We start from the raw sequence: 16703 nt of genomic DNA on the forward strand, positions 1-16703 counted from the left end.
GCGGCCGAACTCGCAGCCGGTCGGCTCGGCCGGGTCGGGCGTCCGTGAGACGACTCTGAGAACCGTCGCTCACCAGCACGAACAGGGCCTTCGCTGTACATTTCACAGTCGCCCGAGTGTACAAATTGCTGATCTTGAAGGCGTCAGGAGGCCCAGGGAACGGAACGTCCCGGCGGAGTGGACTCCAGCCAGGACAGGAACCCGGTCAGCGCGCCGGGCGGCATGGCGAGCTCGAAGTCACCCGCGGCGCTCTGGCAGCACAGCACCGTCGAGCCGGAGGGGACCATGTAGGTCTCCGGGCCGGTGGGCTCGCGCCGGGAGTCGATCTCCAGGTCGACGCGGTTGAAGACCTGGTCCGGGCCCGAGCGCAGGCCGAGCGCGCGGAACCAGGTGAACTCGTCGCCCCGGTAGCGGCCGACGCCGATGTGCCAGCGCCCGCCCTTGTCGGTGCCGTAGCGCACGGCCACGTCGATACCGCCCTGGCGGAGCAGGCGCAGCCGACGCCAGATCACCAGCACGACCGTGGTCGCGGCAAGCAGCAGGACCAGTAGAAGGATCTCGACGATGCCCATGGCCCGGCCCTACCCGCTCAGCCGCGCGTCAGGCCGACTGTCCCGCGGCCTTCAGGCGGGCTGCCGCCCGGGCCCTCGCGTCGGTGTCCTCGGCGTCGATCCGCGCACGCGCGCGCTCCACGTCGATCTCGTGCGCGAGCTCGGCGCCCTCGGCGAGCACGCTCACCCCGTCGCCGGTCACGGACAGGAAGCCACCGTGCACCGCGGCCGTCACGACGTCACCGTCGGTGGTGGTGATCCGCACGACGCCACCCTCGGTCAGCTGGCCAAGCATGGGCTCGTGACCGGGCAGGATGCCGATCTCGCCCTCGGTCGTCTGGGCCACCACCATGGTGCCGGTACCGGACCACAGGCGGCGCTCAACGGCGACCAGCTGGACGGACATCTCAGCCACTGGCATCTCCTTCACACGCTCGTCCGGGTCAGTCTAGACGGTCGCGCGGCAACCATTTCCACCCGACCGGTGTGACCACAGGTGACCACCCGACGATCCACCCCGAGGGTTGTATGACAAGCACCGACGAGACGTTCGCGGAGTTCGTTCGCATGCGGTCCCCCGTGCTGCTCAGGACCTCGTTCCTGCTGTGCGCGGGTGACCGCGGCGCGGCGGAGGACCTGCTCCAGGACGTGCTGGAGCGGATGTTCTGCCGCTGGCGCCGAATAGCGGGCCCGCCAGAGCCCTACGCCCGCAAGGCGCTGGCCAACGCCGCCGCGAACCGGTGGCGGACGCGGTCCCGGCGGGTCGCCGAGGCCCCGCTCGACGACGTGCTCGGGCCGAGTGAGCCTGGTCACGAGGACGGCGTGATCGCACGGGCCGAGCTGGTCCGCGCCCTCGCCGCCCTGCCGCCGAAGATGCGCACGGTGATCGTGCTGCGCTTCTTCGAGGACTACACCGAGGAGCAGACCGCCGTCGCGCTGGGCTGCGGCAAGGGCACGGTGAAGAGCCAGACCTCCCGAGGGCTCGCGCGACTGCGCGAACTGATCTCCCCTGACGCGTCTGAACTCCTTGAGGAGCGGCGATGAACCCGGACAACGACCTGCTCGAAAGATCACTGCGGCACGCGGTGTCCGATGTGGACACTTCGCCGGAGTTCACCGACCGCGTGCTCCTCGGCAGCCGCCGCAGGCGGTTCCGCCGCCGCGCGGGCATGGCCACCACCGCGGCCGTCGTCACCGTCCTGGTGGGCGGCCTGGCCGCGAGCACGCCGGCGTGGCTGGCCGGGCCGGACTCCACCGTCCCGGCCGACCCGCGCATGGGCGAGCCGACCCGCGGCGACCTCGCGAAGGACACGGCGTTCCTGGACAAGGTCCTCAGCACGTGGCGGGCCGAGGGCATGGCCAGCAACAACCTGGCGGCCTACGACGCGAAGGACTGCTGGGAGTTCACCAAACCCGCCCACGTGCACTGGGCGGGCAACACCCCGGCGGGACCGGCGGCCCTGGTGCTCCAGCCGACCAGGGCCACGTCCGGCAACTGCCGGATCGAACCCGGGACCTCCACCTGGCTCGCGCTCGTCGGCACCAGGCCGGACGACGGTGCGGTGCACGTCCTGTACACGGCAGGCGACCGCGGCCAGGAGGTCTTCGCGTTCGGGCCGAAGTCCGGCACCCTCCTCGCCACCGAGGCGAGCGGCGCCCGCGGCGTGTCCGAGAAGATCGACGTCGGCCGGGACGGCACGATGACCAGGCGCGTCCAGGCGTTGTCGTTCCGGGACGGCGTCGCCCTGCACCGCATGGAGGCGGGCGCCTACGTGGAGCGCGACTTCGTCGTCACCCCGGAACTGCCCGACAGCCAGGGCCGGGTCACGAAGCACCCGCTGTACATCTCCCAGGCGGCGCTCCACTACACGCCATGGCCGCAGCAGGACTGGCCGCGGTTGCGGGGCGCCCTCGGAGGCATCCACATCCCCGACGACGCGGGCCGCCGCCAGCTGCTCCGGAACGCGTTGAGGCACGCGGGGATGACCGATCCGTTCAGCCCCACCTTCGAGATCAGCGCCAACTGGTCGGTCTTCGCCGCGCTGCCGGACGGACGGACCGTGGGGGTCACCGAGCGGTTCGCGGACTCCAGCTCGCACCTCTACGCGGTGCTCCTCCCCGGTGACAAGCAGTCCCAGGAGAAGCTCGTCCGCGGGGAGAAGGTCCAGCAGACCGTGGTCTACGGCGGCAGGACCGACCAGAAGGCCGGGCACGTGCTGATGCGCCTGCCGGACCGGCAGGGCTGGATCGTGGCCAGCCAGGGTGCCGTGATGCGGTACCGGGTCGGCAACCAGCCCTGGGTCCCCCTCGGCGGCGACGCCGCGCTTCTGCCCGACGCCGCGACCGAGGTCCAGCTGTCGAGGCCGGCGGCGCTCGGTTCCGATCCCGTCGTCAAGACCATCCCGCTGACCTGACACCGACGCGAAAGGGCCGGGCCCCCAACGGGAGCCCGGCCCTTTCGGCGTCTCAGCCGAGGCTCACTTGGTGAGCTTCTTGTAGTTGGCCTCGAGGTCGTCGATGCCACCGCACATGTAGAACGCCTGCTCCGGCATGTGGTCGAAGTCGCCCTTGGAGAGGCGGTCGAACGCCTCCACGGTCTCCTTGACCGGCACGTTGGAGCCGGGCTGGCCGGTGAACTGCTCCGCCGCGTACATGTTCTGCGACAGGAACCGCTCGATCCGGCGAGCGCGCTGGACCAGCACCTTGTCCTCTTCGGACAGCTCGTCCATACCGAGGATGGCGATGATGTCCTGCAGGTCCTTGTACTTCTGCAGGATCCGGATGACCTCCTGGGCGACGCGGTAGTGCTCGTCGCCGACGATCGTGGGGTGCAGGATCGTCGAGCTGGAGGCCAGCGGGTCCACCGCCGGGAAGATGCCCTTGGAGAACACGCCACGGGAGAGCTCGGTGGTGGCGTCCAGGTGGGCGAAGGTGGTGGCGGGCGCCGGGTCGGTGTAGTCGTCCGCGGGCACGTAGATCGCCTGCATCGAGGTGATCGAGCGGCCCTTGGTCGAGGTGATCCGCTCCTGCAGCTCACCCATCTCGTCGGCCAGCGTCGGCTGGTAACCCACGGCCGACGGCATCCGGCCCAGCAGGGTGGAGACCTCGGAACCGGCCTGGGTGAACCGGAAGATGTTGTCGATGAACAGCAGCACGTCCTGGTTCTGGACGTCGCGGAAGTACTCCGCCATGGTCAGCGCGGACAGCGCGACCCGCATACGGGTGCCCGGCGGCTCGTCCATCTGACCGAACACCAGCGCGGTGTCCTTCATGACGTTGGACTCGGTCAGCTCCGCGATGAGGTCGTTGCCCTCACGGGTGCGCTCACCGACACCGGCGAAGACCGAGGTACCACCGAAGTTCCTGGCGATACGGGTGATCATCTCCTGGATGAGCACCGTCTTGCCGACACCGGCACCACCGAACAGACCGATCTTGCCGCCCTTGACGTACGGGGTCAGCAGGTCGACGACCTTGAGGCCGGTCTCCAGCACCTCGGTCCGCGGCTCGAGCTGGTCGAAGGCCGGCGGCTTGCGGTGGATGCCCCAGTGCTCGGCGTCCGCGCCGTAGCCGGGCTGGTCCATGCACTCGCCGAGCGCGTTGAACACGTGGCCCTTGACCAGGTCACCGACCGGCACCGAGATCGGCTTGCCGGTGTCGGTGACCTCGGCACCACGGACCAGGCCGTCCTGCGGCTGCATGGAGATCGTCCGGACCAGGTTGTCGCCGAGGTGCTTGGCGACCTCCAGGGTCACGGTCTTGGCCATCGCCTCGTGGGTGATCTCGACCTTGAGGGCGTTGAACAGGTCCGGCACGGAGTCGCGGGGGAACTCGACGTCCACGACCGGGCCGTTGACCCGGACCACACGGCCGATACCGGCAGCAGTAGCTGTCGTCATCTCACTCATCACTTCCTGCGGTAGCCAGTGCGTCGGCGCCACCGACGATCTCGCTGATCTCCTGGGTGATCTTGGCCTGGCGAGCCTGGTTCGCCTCTCGGGTGAGGGCGCGGATCATCTCGCTGGCGTTGTCGGTGGCCGCCTTCATGGCGCGCTGCCGGTTGGCCAGCTCGGAGGCCGCCGCCTCCAGCACCGCCGCGTACAGCCGCGTCTTGATGTACTTCGGCAGCAGCGCGTCGAGCAGCGTCTCCGGGTCGGGCTCGAAGTCGTAGCCGGGCAGGACGGTGTTCTCGCCCTCACCGGCGAACTCGACCTCCAGCGGCACCACGCGCTTGGCGATCGGCTGCTGGGTCATCATCGACTTGAACTCGGTGTAGACGACGTGCACCTCGTCGAAGGCGACCGCACCGGACTCGGTGTCGGCGTCGGTGTCGGCGAGGAAGCCCTCGACCAGCGCGTCACCCGCGGCGACGATGTCGGTGTAGGTCGGCTTCTGGGTGAAGCCGATCCACGAGTCGACGACCTCGCGCTGGCGGAAGCGGTAGTAGCCCGCCCCCGTGCGCCCGATGACGTAGAGCGAGGGCTCCTTGCCCTCCTGGCGCAGCCGGGTCTGGAGCTCCTCGGCCGCCTTGATCACGCTGGAGTTGTAACCACCGCACATGCCCTTGTCACTGGTCACGACCAGGACGGCGGCCCGCGTGGGGTTCTCGTGCGCCACCAGCAGCGGGTGGCTCAGCGTGGAGGCCGTCGCCAGCGAGGAGAGCACCTTGGTGATCTCCTCGGTGTAGGGCCGCGATGCCGCGACCCTGGCCTGCGCCTTGCCGATCCGCGAGGTGGCGATGAGCTCCATGGCCCGCGTGATCTTCTTGATCGCCTGGGTGGACTTGACCCTCTGCTTGAGGACGCGAAGTTCAGCAGCCATGCGTCACCACGTCACTTCTTGGCCGGAGCCGGACGGTTCACCTTGACGGACTCCTGGCCCAGCTTGGAGTCGTCGATCGCGTCCGCGGCCGGGTCGGTGACGACCTGGGTCCCGTCGGAGGCGGTGAACTGCTTCTTGAAGGTCTCGATCAGCTCGCCGACCCGCTCGGAGTTCTCGTCCGAGAGGTCCTTGGTGTCGCGGATCTCGGCGAGCACGCCCTCGTGGTTGCGGCGGACCCAGTCCAGCAGCTCCGACTCGAAGCGGCGGACGTCGCCGACCGGCACCGAGTCGAGGTGGCCGCGGGTACCGGCGTAGATCGAGACGACCTGCTCCTCGACCGGGAACGGCGCGTACTGGGACTGCTTGAGCAGCTCGACCAGGCGGGCACCGCGCTCCAGCTGCGCCTTGGACGCCGCGTCCAGGTCCGAGGCCAGGGCCGAGAAGGCCTCGAGCTCGCGGTACTGGGACAGGTCCAGCCGCAGCGAGCCCGCGACCTTGCGCATGGCCTTGACCTGCGCGGAGCCACCGACGCGGGAGACCGAGATACCGACGTTGACCGCCGGGCGGACGCCCTGGTTGAACAGGTCCGACTCCAGGAAGCACTGGCCGTCGGTGATGGAGATGACGTTGGTCGGGATGTAGGCCGACACGTCGTTGGCCTTGGTCTCGATGATCGGGAGGCCCGTCATCGAACCGGCGCCCAGGTCGTCGGAGAGCTTGGCGCAGCGCTCCAGCAGACGCGAGTGCAAGTAGAAGACGTCGCCCGGGTAGGCCTCGCGCCCCGGCGGGCGGCGCAGCAGCAGCGAGATCGCGCGGTAGGCCTCGGCCTGCTTCGTCAGGTCGTCGAAGACGATCAGGACGTGCTTGCCCTGGTACATCCAGTGCTGGCCGATGGCCGAACCGGTGTAGGGGGCCAGCCACTTGAAGCCCGCGGAGTCGGAGGCGGGGGCGGCGATGATGGTGGTGTACTCCATCGCACCGCGGTCCTCCAGCGCCTTCTTCACCGCGGCGATGGTGGAGCCCTTCTGGCCGACCGCGACGTAGATGCACCGAACCTGCTGGTCCGGGTCGCCGGTCTCCCAGTTGGCCTTCTGGTTCAGGATGGTGTCCACGCAGACCGCGGTCTTGCCGGTCTTGCGGTCACCGATGATCAGCTGGCGCTGGCCGCGGCCGATCGGGGTCTGCGAGTCGATCGCCTTGATGCCGGTCTGCAGCGGCTCCTTGACGGACTGCCGCTGGACCACGGTCGCGGCCTGCAGCTCCAGGGCGCGGCGGTCGTCGGCGACGATCTCGCCGAGGCCGTCCACCGGGTGGCCGAGCGGGTTGACCACGCGGCCGAGGTAGGCGTCGCCGACCGGGACGGACAGCACCTGTCCGGTCCGCTTGACCTCCTGGCCCTCTTCGATCGACTCGTAGTTGCCGAGGATGGCAACACCGATCTCACGCACATCAAGGCTCAGCGCGACGCCCAGGACGCCGCCGGGGAACTCCAGCAGCTCGTTGGCCATCGCCGAGGGCAGGCCCTCGACATAGGCGATGCCGTCACCGGTCACGGTGACGGTTCCGACCTCTTCCCGGTTGACCTCCGGGGAGTAGCTGGAGACGTAGTTCTCGATCGCACTGCGGATCTCGTCCGACGAGATCGTCAGCTCCGCCATGTCGTTCCTGCTCTCGGTTCGTTCTCGACCAGTGTGGTCGTCGTTGAGGGGCCCGCACCCGTCCTGGGGCGGACGAGTACTGCCGTGGGCGTCGTTGTTATCCAGCGAGCTCGCGGCGGAGGGCCTCCAAGCGGCCAGCCGCACTTCCGTCGATGACCTCGTCGCCGACGCGGATCACCATGCCGCCTCGCAGTGCCGCGTCGACCTCGATGTGCAGGGCGATCGGCCGCGAGTAGACACGCTGCAGCAGAGCGGACAGCCGGTCCTGCTGCGCCTCGCTGAGCGGGATGACCGACCGCACGTAGGCGACCGACCGCTCCCGCCGCTTGGCCGCAAGGCCAGCCAGCTGTTCGAGACCGGCCACCACCCCGAGTCCACGGGGCTCGGCGACCAGCTGCTCGGCGAGGGTCTGGGTGACCGGCTCCACCTTGCCCGCGGTCAGCGAGCGCAGCAGCTCGACCTTGCCCGCTGACTCGCGGGCCGGGTCGGAGAGCAGCCGGTCCAGGTCGGGCTGGGCGGCGATGATGCGGCCGAGCCGGAACAGCTCGTCCTCCACCGCGTCCAGCCTGCCGTCCTGCTCGGCGCGCACCAGGGAGACGGTGCGGGTGAGCAGCTCGATGCCGTCGACCAGCTCCCGGGGGCTGGACCACCTCGCGGTGACCACGGTGGCGAGCAGGTCGATCGCCCGCTCGCCCACCTTGCCCGCCAGCAGGCCGCGCACCAGCGACTCGCGCCCCGAGGGGTCGCTCGACGCGTCGGCGATGGCCCGGCGAAGGCCGATCTCCTTGTTCAGCAGGGTGGTGACGGCGAACAGCTCGTCGGCGAGCTTGCCGAGGCCGTCACCGTCCACCCCGCTGGTGATCTCCTGCAACCGCGCTTCCGCGCTGGCGAGCGCCTCGCGGCTGGCGGCGTGCATCGCACTCATGCCTTGGCTCACTTACCAGCCGGCGCCGAGACGGCGTCCAGCTCGTCGAGGAAGCGGTCCACCGTGCCGTGCCTGCGGGCCTCGTCCTCCAGGGACTCCCCGACGACGCGACCGGCCAGGTCGACGGCCATCCGCCCCAGGTCCCCGCGCAGTTCGGCGACGATCTGGGCGCGCTGGGCGGCGAGCTGGTTGTTGCCCTGCGCGATGATGCGAGCGGCCTCGGCCTGCGCCTTGGCGTAGAGCTCTTCCTTGATCTTCTCCGCCTCGGCACGGGCGTCGTCCCGGATCCGGGCGGCCTCGGCACGGGCGTCGGCCAGCTGGGCCTGGTACTCAGCCAGGGCCTGCTGCGCCTGCGCCTGGGCCTGCTCCGCCTTGGCGATGCCGCCCTCGATCTTCTCGGTGCGATCGGCCAGCACCTTCTGGAAGGTCGGAAGCACCTTCTTCCAGAAGACGAAGCCGATGATCGCCAAGCAGACCGCGGACCAAACGATGTCGTACACCGCGGGAATCAGGGGATTCTGCGCGGCGGCGGCTAGCACTGTGGTCGTCACGGTGTCACCGAATCCTTAGCTAGAGGACCCTTGCGGATCAGAGACCGCCGAACATGATGCCCGCGACCAGACCCAGCAGACCCAGGGCCTCGGTGAACGCGATACCCAGGATCATGGTGGTGCGCAGCTGACCGGACAGCTCGGGCTGGCGGGCCATGGCCTCGACGGTCTTGCCGGAGACGATGCCGACGCCGATGCCGGGGCCGATGGCCGCGAGGCCGTAACCGATGCTGGCGACGTTGCCCATAACCTCTGCGAGGTTCATTCTGTCGTTCCCTTTCAGGTTGGCCCCGCGCCGATTGAGCACGGACGGGGTCGTACCGATCCCTGTTCTCAGTGCTCCGCGTGCAGCGCGCCGTCGATGTAGACGGCGGTCAGCATCGTGAACACGTACGCCTGGAGGACCTGAACCAGCAGCTCGAACAGGGTGAAAATGAATCCGGCACCGAAGGACAGCACGCCGACCGGGGCGAGCAGCAGACTTCCGGCCTGGAAGAGCAGGAACCACGCGGCTCCGAAGAAGAGCACCAGCGTCATGTGCCCGGCGATCATGTTCGCCAGCAGGCGCACGGTGAGGGTGAACGGCCGCACCAGGAAGGTCGAGACGAACTCGATCGGCGTCACCAGCAGGTAGAGCGGCTTCGGGATGCCGGGCGGGAACAGGTTGGACTTCATGTACGGACCGAAGCCCTGCGCCTTGATGCCCGCGTAGTTGAAGACGACGTAGGTCAGCAGCGCCAGCACCAGCGGAACACCGATCTTCGCGGTGCTCGGCATGTTCAGGAACGGGATGACCCCGGAGAGGTTCAGCGCCCAGACCATGAAGAAGATCGTGGTCAGCAGCGGCAGGAACCGCTTGCCGTTGACCTTGCCGAGGATCTCCTCGGCGATGGAGACCCGGACGAAGTCCAGCCCCATCTCGGCCAGGTTCTGCACGCCGCGCGGCACGATCTTCGGCCTGCGCAGGGCGATCAGGAAGAAGCCGACGAGCAGCACCGTCATCAGGACGCGGATCAGCATGATCCGGTCGATCTGGAACGGAGTGCCCTCGAACAGCAGTGCCGGGGGGAAGAACTCGGCGATCGAGGGCGGGTGGTACCCGCTGTCTTGCGAGGCCAGCACCAACATCGAGCGCGGTCTCCCTGCTATGGCGGCCGTCACCGTTCAGCTCCGGCCGTGGCGTACGTAGACGATGTAGAAGCTCATGACGGCACCGATCAGCAGGCCGAGGATGACGAAGACCCGGCCACCGACCGCTGTGTCGATGAGGTACCCGATGCCGCCCCAGAGAGCTGGACCAGCGATCAGCGTGCTGATGAGCGCCCAGACATCCGCCTTACCCGATTGGGTGTCTTTGTCCGTCTTGTCGCTCATCCCAGCAGCACCTTACCAACCGTTTGGACCGAGCTTGTGAACCGGGGGTCAATCTTCAATCTGCTGGCCAGACGGGGTGCGAGGGGCCGGCTCGACGTACGGAGCCTTGGACTTGATCACAGCGAGTGACTCTGTGACAAGCACTACCACGATCGAGAGCGCCGTCACGATGAAGAGTGTCGGTTTTGAGTAGAAATCCAGGGGTCGCAGCGCGAGCAGCACCACGAAGATCGCGACCATCTTCACCAACCAGGAGCCCATGACCGCCCCCAACGTGGCGGCCGGGCTCGCCTTCATCGTGGCCAGGACGGCGATGGTGGTGATGAGCAGGAAGACCCCGGCGATGCCCGCGCCGAGCACGGCGCCCCACAGGCCGGGCGTACCCGCGACCGGCCACGCCACCGCGACGGCGACCACGACGAGGGCGCCGAGCATGACGGCGGACTGGACGAGGGCCCTGCGCAGGACGTCGCTCGGGTTGGCCACGACCGTCTGCTTCAGCGGGTTCACGTCCGAATTGTCCCTGACGTGCCCGGACGATCACCGCAGGGGGTCAGGAACGGCGTGACTCGCGCAGCCTGGGGACGGCCGAGGCGAGCAGCGCCAGCAGCAGGCCGACCCCGACCACCCAGATCACCGTGCCCACGTCGAAGACCGTCAGCGACACCGCGCCGAAGGCCAGCACCGAGGCCCACAGGTAGATCAGCAGCACGGCGCGGCGCTGCGAGTGGCCGATCTCCAGCAGCCGGTGGTGCAGGTGCATCTTGTCCGGGGCGAACGGACTTCGGCCCGCCCTCGTCCGCCGCAGCACCGCCATCACCAGGTCCAGCAGCGGCACGAACAGCACCGCGGCCACCACCAGCAGCGGCGAGAGCAGCGCGAGCGTGCTCTTGCCGCCGTAGCTGGCGAAGTTGAGCTGGCCGGAGGCCGAGGTGCTGGCCGCGGCCAGCACCAGCCCGATCAGCATCGACCCCGAGTCGCCCATGAAGATGCGCGAGGGTTGGAAGTTGTGCGGCAGGAACCCGATGCACGAACCCGCCAGGGTGGCCGCCATCAGCGCGGCCGGGTAGGCGTTGGCGTTGCCGCCCTTGCCCGCGATCAGCACCATGGTGAAGGCGCAGGTGGCCAGCGCGGCGATCATCCCGATGCCCGCGGCGAGGCCGTCGAGCCCGTCGACCATGTTCAACGCGTTGATCATGGTGACCGCGAGCAGCACCGTGAACAGCGCGCCCTGGTCCATGTCGAGGATGATCAGCTGCCCCTTGCTCTCCGCCGATCCGCCCCACGGCACCCAGAACAGGTACCACTGGACACCGAAGAGGACCAGCAGGCCGGCCGAGGTCACCTGGCCGGCCAGCTTGGTCAGCGAGTCCAGCTCGAAGCGGTCGTCGAGCGCCCCGACCACCACGATCACCGCACCGGCGATGGCGACGCCGATGACCTCGGAGGAGATCGTGAAGGAGTTGCGCAGCACGGGCAGGTGCAGCGCGAGGAACATGCCGGAGAGCACGCCGCCGAACATCGCGACGCCGCCCATCCTCGGTTTGGGCTGGGCGTGCACGTCCCGTTTTCGGGGGTAGGCGACGGCACCGACCCGGAAGGCGAGTTGCCGCACCAGGCCGGTGAGCAGGAAGGTCACCGCAGCGGAGACCAACAGGACGAGAAAGAATTCTCTCACCGGCAGACCAGCGGAAGTGAAGGCAGGCGTTGGGCCCACGGTGGACTATTAACCTCGCGGATAGGCAGGGTTCGCGGCGACCAGGTCGGCGACGGCACCGGCGACGGAGGCCAGTTCGGCATCCCCGCTCCCGGTACCGCGTTCGGCGCGGACGGCACGGCCGATCAGGCGTGCGATCTCGGCCATGTCCGTCTCGGTCATCCCCTGCGTGGTGACTGCCGGAGAACCGATCCGGATACCGGACGCGGTCATCGGCGGGGCTGGGTCGTACGGAATCGCGTTCTTGTTCAAAGTGATCTTGGCGGCCCCGGTGCGGGCCTCCGCCTCAGCCCCGGTCACGCCCACCGGGCGCAGGTCGATCAGGGCGAGGTGGGTGTCGGTGCCACCGGAGACCGGCCGCATCCCCTCGGACTCCAGGCCCTTGGCCAGCGCGACGGCGTTCGCGACGACCCGCGCGGCGTAGGACTGGTACTCCGGGGAGGAGGCTTCCTTCAGCGCGACCGCCTTCGCGGCCACGTTGTGCATCAGCGGGCCGCCCTGGCTGAACGGGAAGACCGCCTTGTCCAGCGCCTTGGCGTGCTCGGCGCGGGAGACGATCATTCCGCCGCGCGGGCCGCGCAGCACCTTGTGGGTGGTGAACGAGACGACGTCGGCGTAGGGCACCGGCGACGGGATCGCCTTGCCCGCCACCAGGCCGATGAAGTGCGCGGCGTCGACCCACAGGATCGCGCCCACCTCGTCGGCGATCTCGCGGAACGCGGCGAAGTCGAACAGCCTCGGGTACGCGGTGGCACCCGCGACGATCATCTTCGGCCGGTGCTCCAGCGCGAGCTCGCGCACCTGGTCGTAGTCGATCAGCTCGGTGTCCTTGTCGACCCCGTAGGGCACCGGGTTGAACCACTTGCCGGAGAAGCTGACCTTGGAGCCGTGGGTGAGGTGGCCGCCCTGCTTGAGGTCCATGGCGAGCACGGTGTCGCCCGGCTTGCAGAACGCCGCGTACACGGCGAGGTTGGCGCTGGCGCCGGAGTGCGGCTGGAGGTTGGCGTGCTCGGCGCCGAAGAGCTCCTTGGCGCGGGCGATGCCGATCTCCTCGGCCTTGTCGACCTCCTCGCAACCGCCGTAGTAGCGGCGGCCGGGGTAGCCCTCGGCGTACTTGTTGGACAGCGTCGAACCGATCGCGGCGAGCACGGCGGGACTGGTGAGGTTCTCGCTCGCGATGAGTTGGAGCCCGCCGCGCAGCCGGTCCAGCTCACCGAGAACGACGTCGGCGATCTCCGGGTCGGTGGACTGCAGGGCGGAGAAGTCGGGGCCCCAGAACGGCGTTGTCACTGCGGTTGCTCCTGTCGTAGGGCGGCGCGAATCGCGTTTCGTACGCTACCGCGCCAATTCGACCTCGGTGCCCACGACCTCGGCCACATCGGCGAGGCTGATGGCACCTTCACGCAGCACCAACGGGTGTGGACCGGTGAGGTCCACGATGGTGGAGGCGACGGGGTCTCCGGACGGCCCTCCATCCAGATAGACGGTCACGGAGTCGCCGAGTTGCTCCTGTGCCCCGATCGCGGTAGTCGCGGGCGGGTGACCTGAGCGGTTGGCGCTGGAGACGGCCATCGGGCCGACCTCGCGCAGCAGGTCGATCGCGACCGGGTGCAACGGCATCCGGACCATCACGGTTCCCCTGGTGTCGCCCAGGTCCCAGTTCAACGAGGGGGCGTGCGGCAGCACGATGGACAGCCCGCCCGGCCAGAACGCCTCGATCAGCAGGCGCGCCTGGTGCGGAACGGAAAGCACCAGTCCGTCCACAGTGGACCACGAGCCGACCAGGACCGGCAGCGGCATGTCCCGCCCGCGCCCCTTGGCGTCCAACAGGCTCTGCACCGCCGCGGAGTCGAAGGCGTCGCACCCCAGGCCGTAGACGGTGTCGGTCGGCAGCACCACCAGCTGCCCGCTCCGAACGGCCCCGGCGGCAGCGGCCAGACCGGCCTCGCGCTGCGCCGCGTCATCCTCGCTCGCAGCCGTCCCACCCGCTGCGCTACACGCGTACACCATGCTCACCCCAGCACCATAGCCCCGCGCCCACACCGCACGATCGGGCGTGCCCACCCCACACCCCCAATGACCCGTTCAGGTCACGAGGTGCGGAGTGCGGTGGTGAAGCGGGGGCGGCCGGCGAGGTCGGCGTGCGGGGTCACCGCGGTGAGGACCGTGCGGGTGCTGAGCAGATTGGGGACGGCCATGCCGTGGGTGTCGTCGTGCTCGATCGCGACGCCGCCGCCGGGACGGAGGAGACGGGCGGCGGCGCGCACCACGTGCCGGATGACCGCGAGGCCCTGGTCCGCGGCGAAGACCGCGTGGGGCGGGTCGTAGTCGGCGACCTCGGGCGGGACGCGGGTGCCCTCGGGGACGTAGGGCGGGTTGCACAGCACCAGGTGAACAGTGCCGTCGAGCTGCGACAACAGGCTCGGGGCGGTGACATCGCCGGAGTGCAGGCGGATCGGGGTGTCACCGTTGTGCGCGCGGGCGTCGGCGTTGTGCCGCGCCCAGGCCAGCGCCCGCTGGTCCAGTTCGACCGCGTGCACGACCGCGTCGGGGCGCTCGTGGGCGAAGCCGAGGGCGAGGGCGCCCGAACCGGTGCAGAGGTCCACCACGACCGGCTCGCGGACATCGGCCAGCAGGCGAAGGCCCCACTCCAGCAGGAGTTCGGTCTCCGGACGGGGCACGAACACGCCGGGCCCCACGTCGAGGGGAACGCGGCCCATCACCGCCGAGCCGAGGATGTGCTGGAGGGGTTCGCGGGTGGCGCGGCGGCGGACGAGCTGGTGCAGCTGTTCGATCGCGGCCGGGTCGACCAGCGGGATCAGCGGGAGCCGCCCGCGCTCCACGCCGAGCACGTGGGCCGCGAGCAGTTCGGCGTCCACCCGGGGGCTGGCCACACCGGCGGTGGCCAGGATGCGCTCGGCGTCCATGACGGCGAGGCGCAGGGGCTGTCGGTTGTTCACGCTGGGCACCGCTTCATGATCACCCCTGCTGGCCGAGCCGCTCCGCCCGGTCCGCCTCGGCCAGCGCGTTGAGCACGCCGTCCAGCTCGCCGTCGAGCACCTGGTCGAGGTTGTAGGACTTGTAGTTCACCCGGTGGTCGGAAATCCGGTTCTCCGGGAAGTTGTAGGTGCGGATCCGCTCGGAGCGGTCCACCGTGCGGATCTGGCTGCGCCGGGCGTCCGAGGCGGTGCGCGCGGCCTCCTCCTCGGCGATCGCCTGCAACCGGGAGCGCAGCACCTGCATGGCGCGCGCCTTGTTCTGCAGCTGCGAGCGCTCGTTCTGGCAGGAGACCACCACGCCGGTCGGCAGGTGGGTGATCCGGACGGCGGAGTCGGTGGTGTTGACGCTCTGGCCGCCCTTGCCCGAGGACCGGAACACGTCCACGCGCAGGTCCTTCTCGTCGATCTCGACCTCGACGTCCTCGGCCTCCGGGTAGATCAGCACGCCCGCGGCCGAGGTGTGGATGCGGCCCTGCGACTCGGTCACCGGGACCCGCTGCACGCGGTGCACGCCGCCCTCGAACTTCAGCCTCGCCCACACGCCGTCCGGCCCCTCGCCGCGGCCCTTGATCGCCACCGTGGCGTCCTTGTGGCCGTTGAGGTCGGACCGGACCTCGTCGAGCAGCTCGGTGCGCCAGCCCTGGCGCTCGGCGTAGCGCAGGTACATCCGCAGCAGGTCGCCCGCGAACAGCGCCGACTCCTCGCCGCCCTCCCCGGACTTGATCTCCATGACCACGTCGGCCGAGTCGTGCGGGTCCCGGGGCAGCAGCAGCTCGGTGAGCTTGGCCTCCAGCACCGGGATGCGCCTGGCCAGCTCCTCGGCCTCCTCGGCGAAGGAGGAGTCCTCCTTGGCCAGCTCCGTGGCCGCGGTCAGGTCGGAGCGCAGGCCGTCCAGCTCCTTGACGGTCTGGGCGATCGGGGCCAGCTCGGCGTAGCGGCGGCCCAGCCTGCGCGCGGCGACCGGGTCGGCGTGCACGTCGGGGTCGGCCAGCTGGCCCTCCAGCTCGGCGTGCTCGGCGAGCAACGCGTCGACGGATTCGGCAACTGATCGAGTCACGGGTGCTCCGGAGGTCGGGGGTGGTGCCAAGTGTGACAAGTGCCCTGGCAGACACGCGAAGCGCCCGCCCGGATCAGCTCCGGGCGGGCGCTTGAGCGTGTGGGGCTACTTCCCGGCGCGCTTGCCGTACCGCGCCTCGAAGCGGGCCACGCGGCCGCCGGTGTCCAGGATCTTCTGCTTGCCCGTGTAGAACGGGTGGCAGTTGGAGCAGACCTCGACGTGGATCGCACCGGACTGCTTGGTGCTGTGCGTCGTGAAGCTGTTGCCGCAGCCGCAGGTCACGTTGGTGACCACGTAGTCCGGGTGGATGTTGCTCTTCACCTGTGTGTCCTCTTCTCTCGACGGCCGCCGGGTCCCCGCAGCGCGCGGGGTGAACCGGAGCCAGACTTCGACCTACCAGTGTGCCAGACGCTCCCCGGACGTCGGCAATTGCCCAAGATTCAACCGTTCGGCGGCCCCCGCCGACCACCCGCCGAGCCTCGAACGCGAACGTCTTCCCTTCCTCACGTTCGGCAGCAGACTGGACACGTGGTGTGCACAGCGGGACGTCGTCTTTCCCTGGCCGGGTGGCTGGGGTTGCCGCTGCTGTTCGTCGGCATGGTCGCGGGCCTGAACGGGGCGTTGTTCCTGGTCAGCGGCGCCCCGGTGGAGCTGACCAGCGCGCACTTCGGCGCGGCCGCCGCGCTCGCGGTCGCCACCAGCGGCGAGGTCCGCTGGCGCGCGCCCTGGCAGCGGCACTGGGTGCGCTGGCCATGGGCGGCAACGCTGCTCGTCGGCGGGGTATTCCTGCACGGGACGCTCATCCCGGCCGTGCCCGCCACCGCCACGGGCGTGCTGGCGACCGCGGTGCTCGCGGTGGGCCTGCACCGCGTCCAGCGCCGCGAGCGGCAGTGCCAGGAGGAGGACGACCAGCTCGCCGTCGGCACGTGAGCTGAGCACCGCACCGAGGTTCCCCCGTCTTCAAGACCCCCCAACCCCATCCGGAACCATCGCAAACCGCCCCCAACCCCGGCGCCCCGGTCGGGTTGGGGGCGGTTTGCGATCGCTGGG

The 16703-nt window shown here is 69.6% G+C and carries 20 protein-coding genes; 3 read left to right on the plus strand and 17 right to left on the minus strand.

Annotated elements, in window-relative coordinates; translation table 11 throughout:
• Nucleotides 1–143: 143 nt before the first annotated feature.
• Nucleotides 144–572 carry a DUF2550 domain-containing protein gene (locus tag NLX83_RS03180; protein WP_254233357.1) on the minus strand — a complete coding sequence of 143 codons (429 nt, stop codon included), beginning with the start codon at nucleotides 570–572 and terminating at the stop codon, nucleotides 144–146.
• A 28-nt stretch (nucleotides 573–600) separates the two neighbouring features.
• Nucleotides 601–966, minus strand: coding sequence for a F0F1 ATP synthase subunit epsilon (locus NLX83_RS03185; RefSeq protein ID WP_254233358.1), 366 nt, complete (start codon nucleotides 964–966; stop codon nucleotides 601–603).
• A gap of 113 nt (nucleotides 967–1079) precedes the next feature.
• Between NLX83_RS03185 and NLX83_RS03190 the strand changes: the two genes are divergently transcribed.
• Entirely contained in the window at nucleotides 1080–1595 is a 516-nt protein-coding gene (locus NLX83_RS03190) for a SigE family RNA polymerase sigma factor (RefSeq protein ID WP_254233359.1), read from the plus strand.
• Nucleotides 1592–2965, plus strand: a complete 1374-nt coding sequence (locus tag NLX83_RS03195; RefSeq protein WP_254233360.1) for a hypothetical protein — start codon at nucleotides 1592–1594, stop codon at nucleotides 2963–2965. Before NLX83_RS03190 ends, NLX83_RS03195 begins: the two co-directional genes overlap by 4 nt.
• 63 nt (nucleotides 2966–3028) lie before the next feature.
• Here the strand turns inward: NLX83_RS03195 and atpD are convergent, their stop codons facing one another.
• The 15 genes from atpD to rpmE all read right to left on the minus strand — a co-directional run bounded on the left by atpD (nucleotide 3029) and on the right by rpmE (nucleotide 15974).
• Nucleotides 3029–4459: a F0F1 ATP synthase subunit beta gene (gene atpD, locus NLX83_RS03200; RefSeq protein WP_374118637.1), complete on the minus strand. Its 1431-nt coding sequence runs from the start codon at nucleotides 4457–4459 to the stop codon at nucleotides 3029–3031.
• A complete protein-coding gene (locus NLX83_RS03205) occupies nucleotides 4452–5372 on the minus strand; it encodes a F0F1 ATP synthase subunit gamma (protein WP_254233362.1) in 921 nt (306 codons plus the stop codon). Before NLX83_RS03205 ends, atpD begins: the two co-directional genes overlap by 8 nt.
• 11 nt (nucleotides 5373–5383) lie before the next feature.
• Nucleotides 5384–7030 carry a F0F1 ATP synthase subunit alpha gene (atpA, locus tag NLX83_RS03210; RefSeq protein WP_254233363.1) on the minus strand — a complete coding sequence of 549 codons (1647 nt, stop codon included), beginning with the start codon at nucleotides 7028–7030 and terminating at the stop codon, nucleotides 5384–5386.
• Between the two features lie 97 nt (nucleotides 7031–7127).
• A complete protein-coding gene (locus NLX83_RS03215; RefSeq protein WP_254233364.1) occupies nucleotides 7128–7955 on the minus strand; it encodes a F0F1 ATP synthase subunit delta in 828 nt (275 codons plus the stop codon).
• 8 nt (nucleotides 7956–7963) lie between these two features.
• Nucleotides 7964–8506: a F0F1 ATP synthase subunit B gene (locus NLX83_RS03220; RefSeq protein ID WP_254233365.1), complete on the minus strand. Its 543-nt coding sequence runs from the start codon at nucleotides 8504–8506 to the stop codon at nucleotides 7964–7966.
• A gap of 37 nt (nucleotides 8507–8543) precedes the next feature.
• Nucleotides 8544–8771 carry an ATP synthase F0 subunit C gene (gene atpE, locus NLX83_RS03225; protein WP_030428925.1) on the minus strand — a complete coding sequence of 76 codons (228 nt, stop codon included), beginning with the start codon at nucleotides 8769–8771 and terminating at the stop codon, nucleotides 8544–8546.
• A 68-nt stretch (nucleotides 8772–8839) separates the two neighbouring features.
• Entirely contained in the window at nucleotides 8840–9634 is a 795-nt protein-coding gene (atpB, locus tag NLX83_RS03230) for a F0F1 ATP synthase subunit A (RefSeq protein ID WP_254233366.1), read from the minus strand.
• A 36-nt stretch (nucleotides 9635–9670) separates the two neighbouring features.
• Nucleotides 9671–9880: a hypothetical protein gene (locus tag NLX83_RS03235; RefSeq protein WP_254233367.1), complete on the minus strand. Its 210-nt coding sequence runs from the start codon at nucleotides 9878–9880 to the stop codon at nucleotides 9671–9673.
• Between the two features lie 48 nt (nucleotides 9881–9928).
• On the minus strand, nucleotides 9929–10390 hold the full coding sequence (locus NLX83_RS03240) for a hypothetical protein (RefSeq protein WP_254233368.1): 462 nt from the start codon (nucleotides 10388–10390) through the stop codon (nucleotides 9929–9931).
• A 43-nt stretch (nucleotides 10391–10433) separates the two neighbouring features.
• Entirely contained in the window at nucleotides 10434–11597 is a 1164-nt protein-coding gene (locus tag NLX83_RS03245) for a glycosyltransferase family 4 protein (RefSeq protein WP_254233369.1), read from the minus strand.
• A 9-nt stretch (nucleotides 11598–11606) separates the two neighbouring features.
• Entirely contained in the window at nucleotides 11607–12887 is a 1281-nt protein-coding gene (gene glyA / locus NLX83_RS03250; RefSeq protein WP_254233370.1) for a serine hydroxymethyltransferase, read from the minus strand.
• A 45-nt stretch (nucleotides 12888–12932) separates the two neighbouring features.
• A complete protein-coding gene (locus NLX83_RS03255; protein ID WP_374118641.1) occupies nucleotides 12933–13613 on the minus strand; it encodes an L-threonylcarbamoyladenylate synthase in 681 nt (226 codons plus the stop codon).
• Nucleotides 13614–13687: 74 nt separating this feature from the next.
• Nucleotides 13688–14524, minus strand: a complete 837-nt coding sequence (prmC, locus tag NLX83_RS03260; RefSeq protein ID WP_254236061.1) for a peptide chain release factor N(5)-glutamine methyltransferase — start codon at nucleotides 14522–14524, stop codon at nucleotides 13688–13690.
• A 52-nt stretch (nucleotides 14525–14576) separates the two neighbouring features.
• Nucleotides 14577–15653: a peptide chain release factor 1 gene (gene prfA, locus NLX83_RS03265; protein WP_254233371.1), complete on the minus strand. Its 1077-nt coding sequence runs from the start codon at nucleotides 15651–15653 to the stop codon at nucleotides 14577–14579.
• Nucleotides 15654–15758: 105 nt separating this feature from the next.
• Nucleotides 15759–15974: a 50S ribosomal protein L31 gene (gene rpmE / locus NLX83_RS03270; RefSeq protein ID WP_254233372.1), complete on the minus strand. Its 216-nt coding sequence runs from the start codon at nucleotides 15972–15974 to the stop codon at nucleotides 15759–15761.
• A gap of 207 nt (nucleotides 15975–16181) precedes the next feature.
• Between rpmE and NLX83_RS03275 the strand changes: the two genes are divergently transcribed.
• Nucleotides 16182–16583 carry a hypothetical protein gene (locus NLX83_RS03275; RefSeq protein WP_254233373.1) on the plus strand — a complete coding sequence of 134 codons (402 nt, stop codon included), beginning with the start codon at nucleotides 16182–16184 and terminating at the stop codon, nucleotides 16581–16583.
• Nucleotides 16584–16703 lie beyond the last annotated feature (120 nt).

Origin of the sequence: Allokutzneria sp. A3M-2-11 16 (genome assembly GCF_024213555.1) — a bacterium.
GTDB lineage: Bacteria > Actinomycetota > Actinomycetes > Mycobacteriales > Pseudonocardiaceae > Allokutzneria.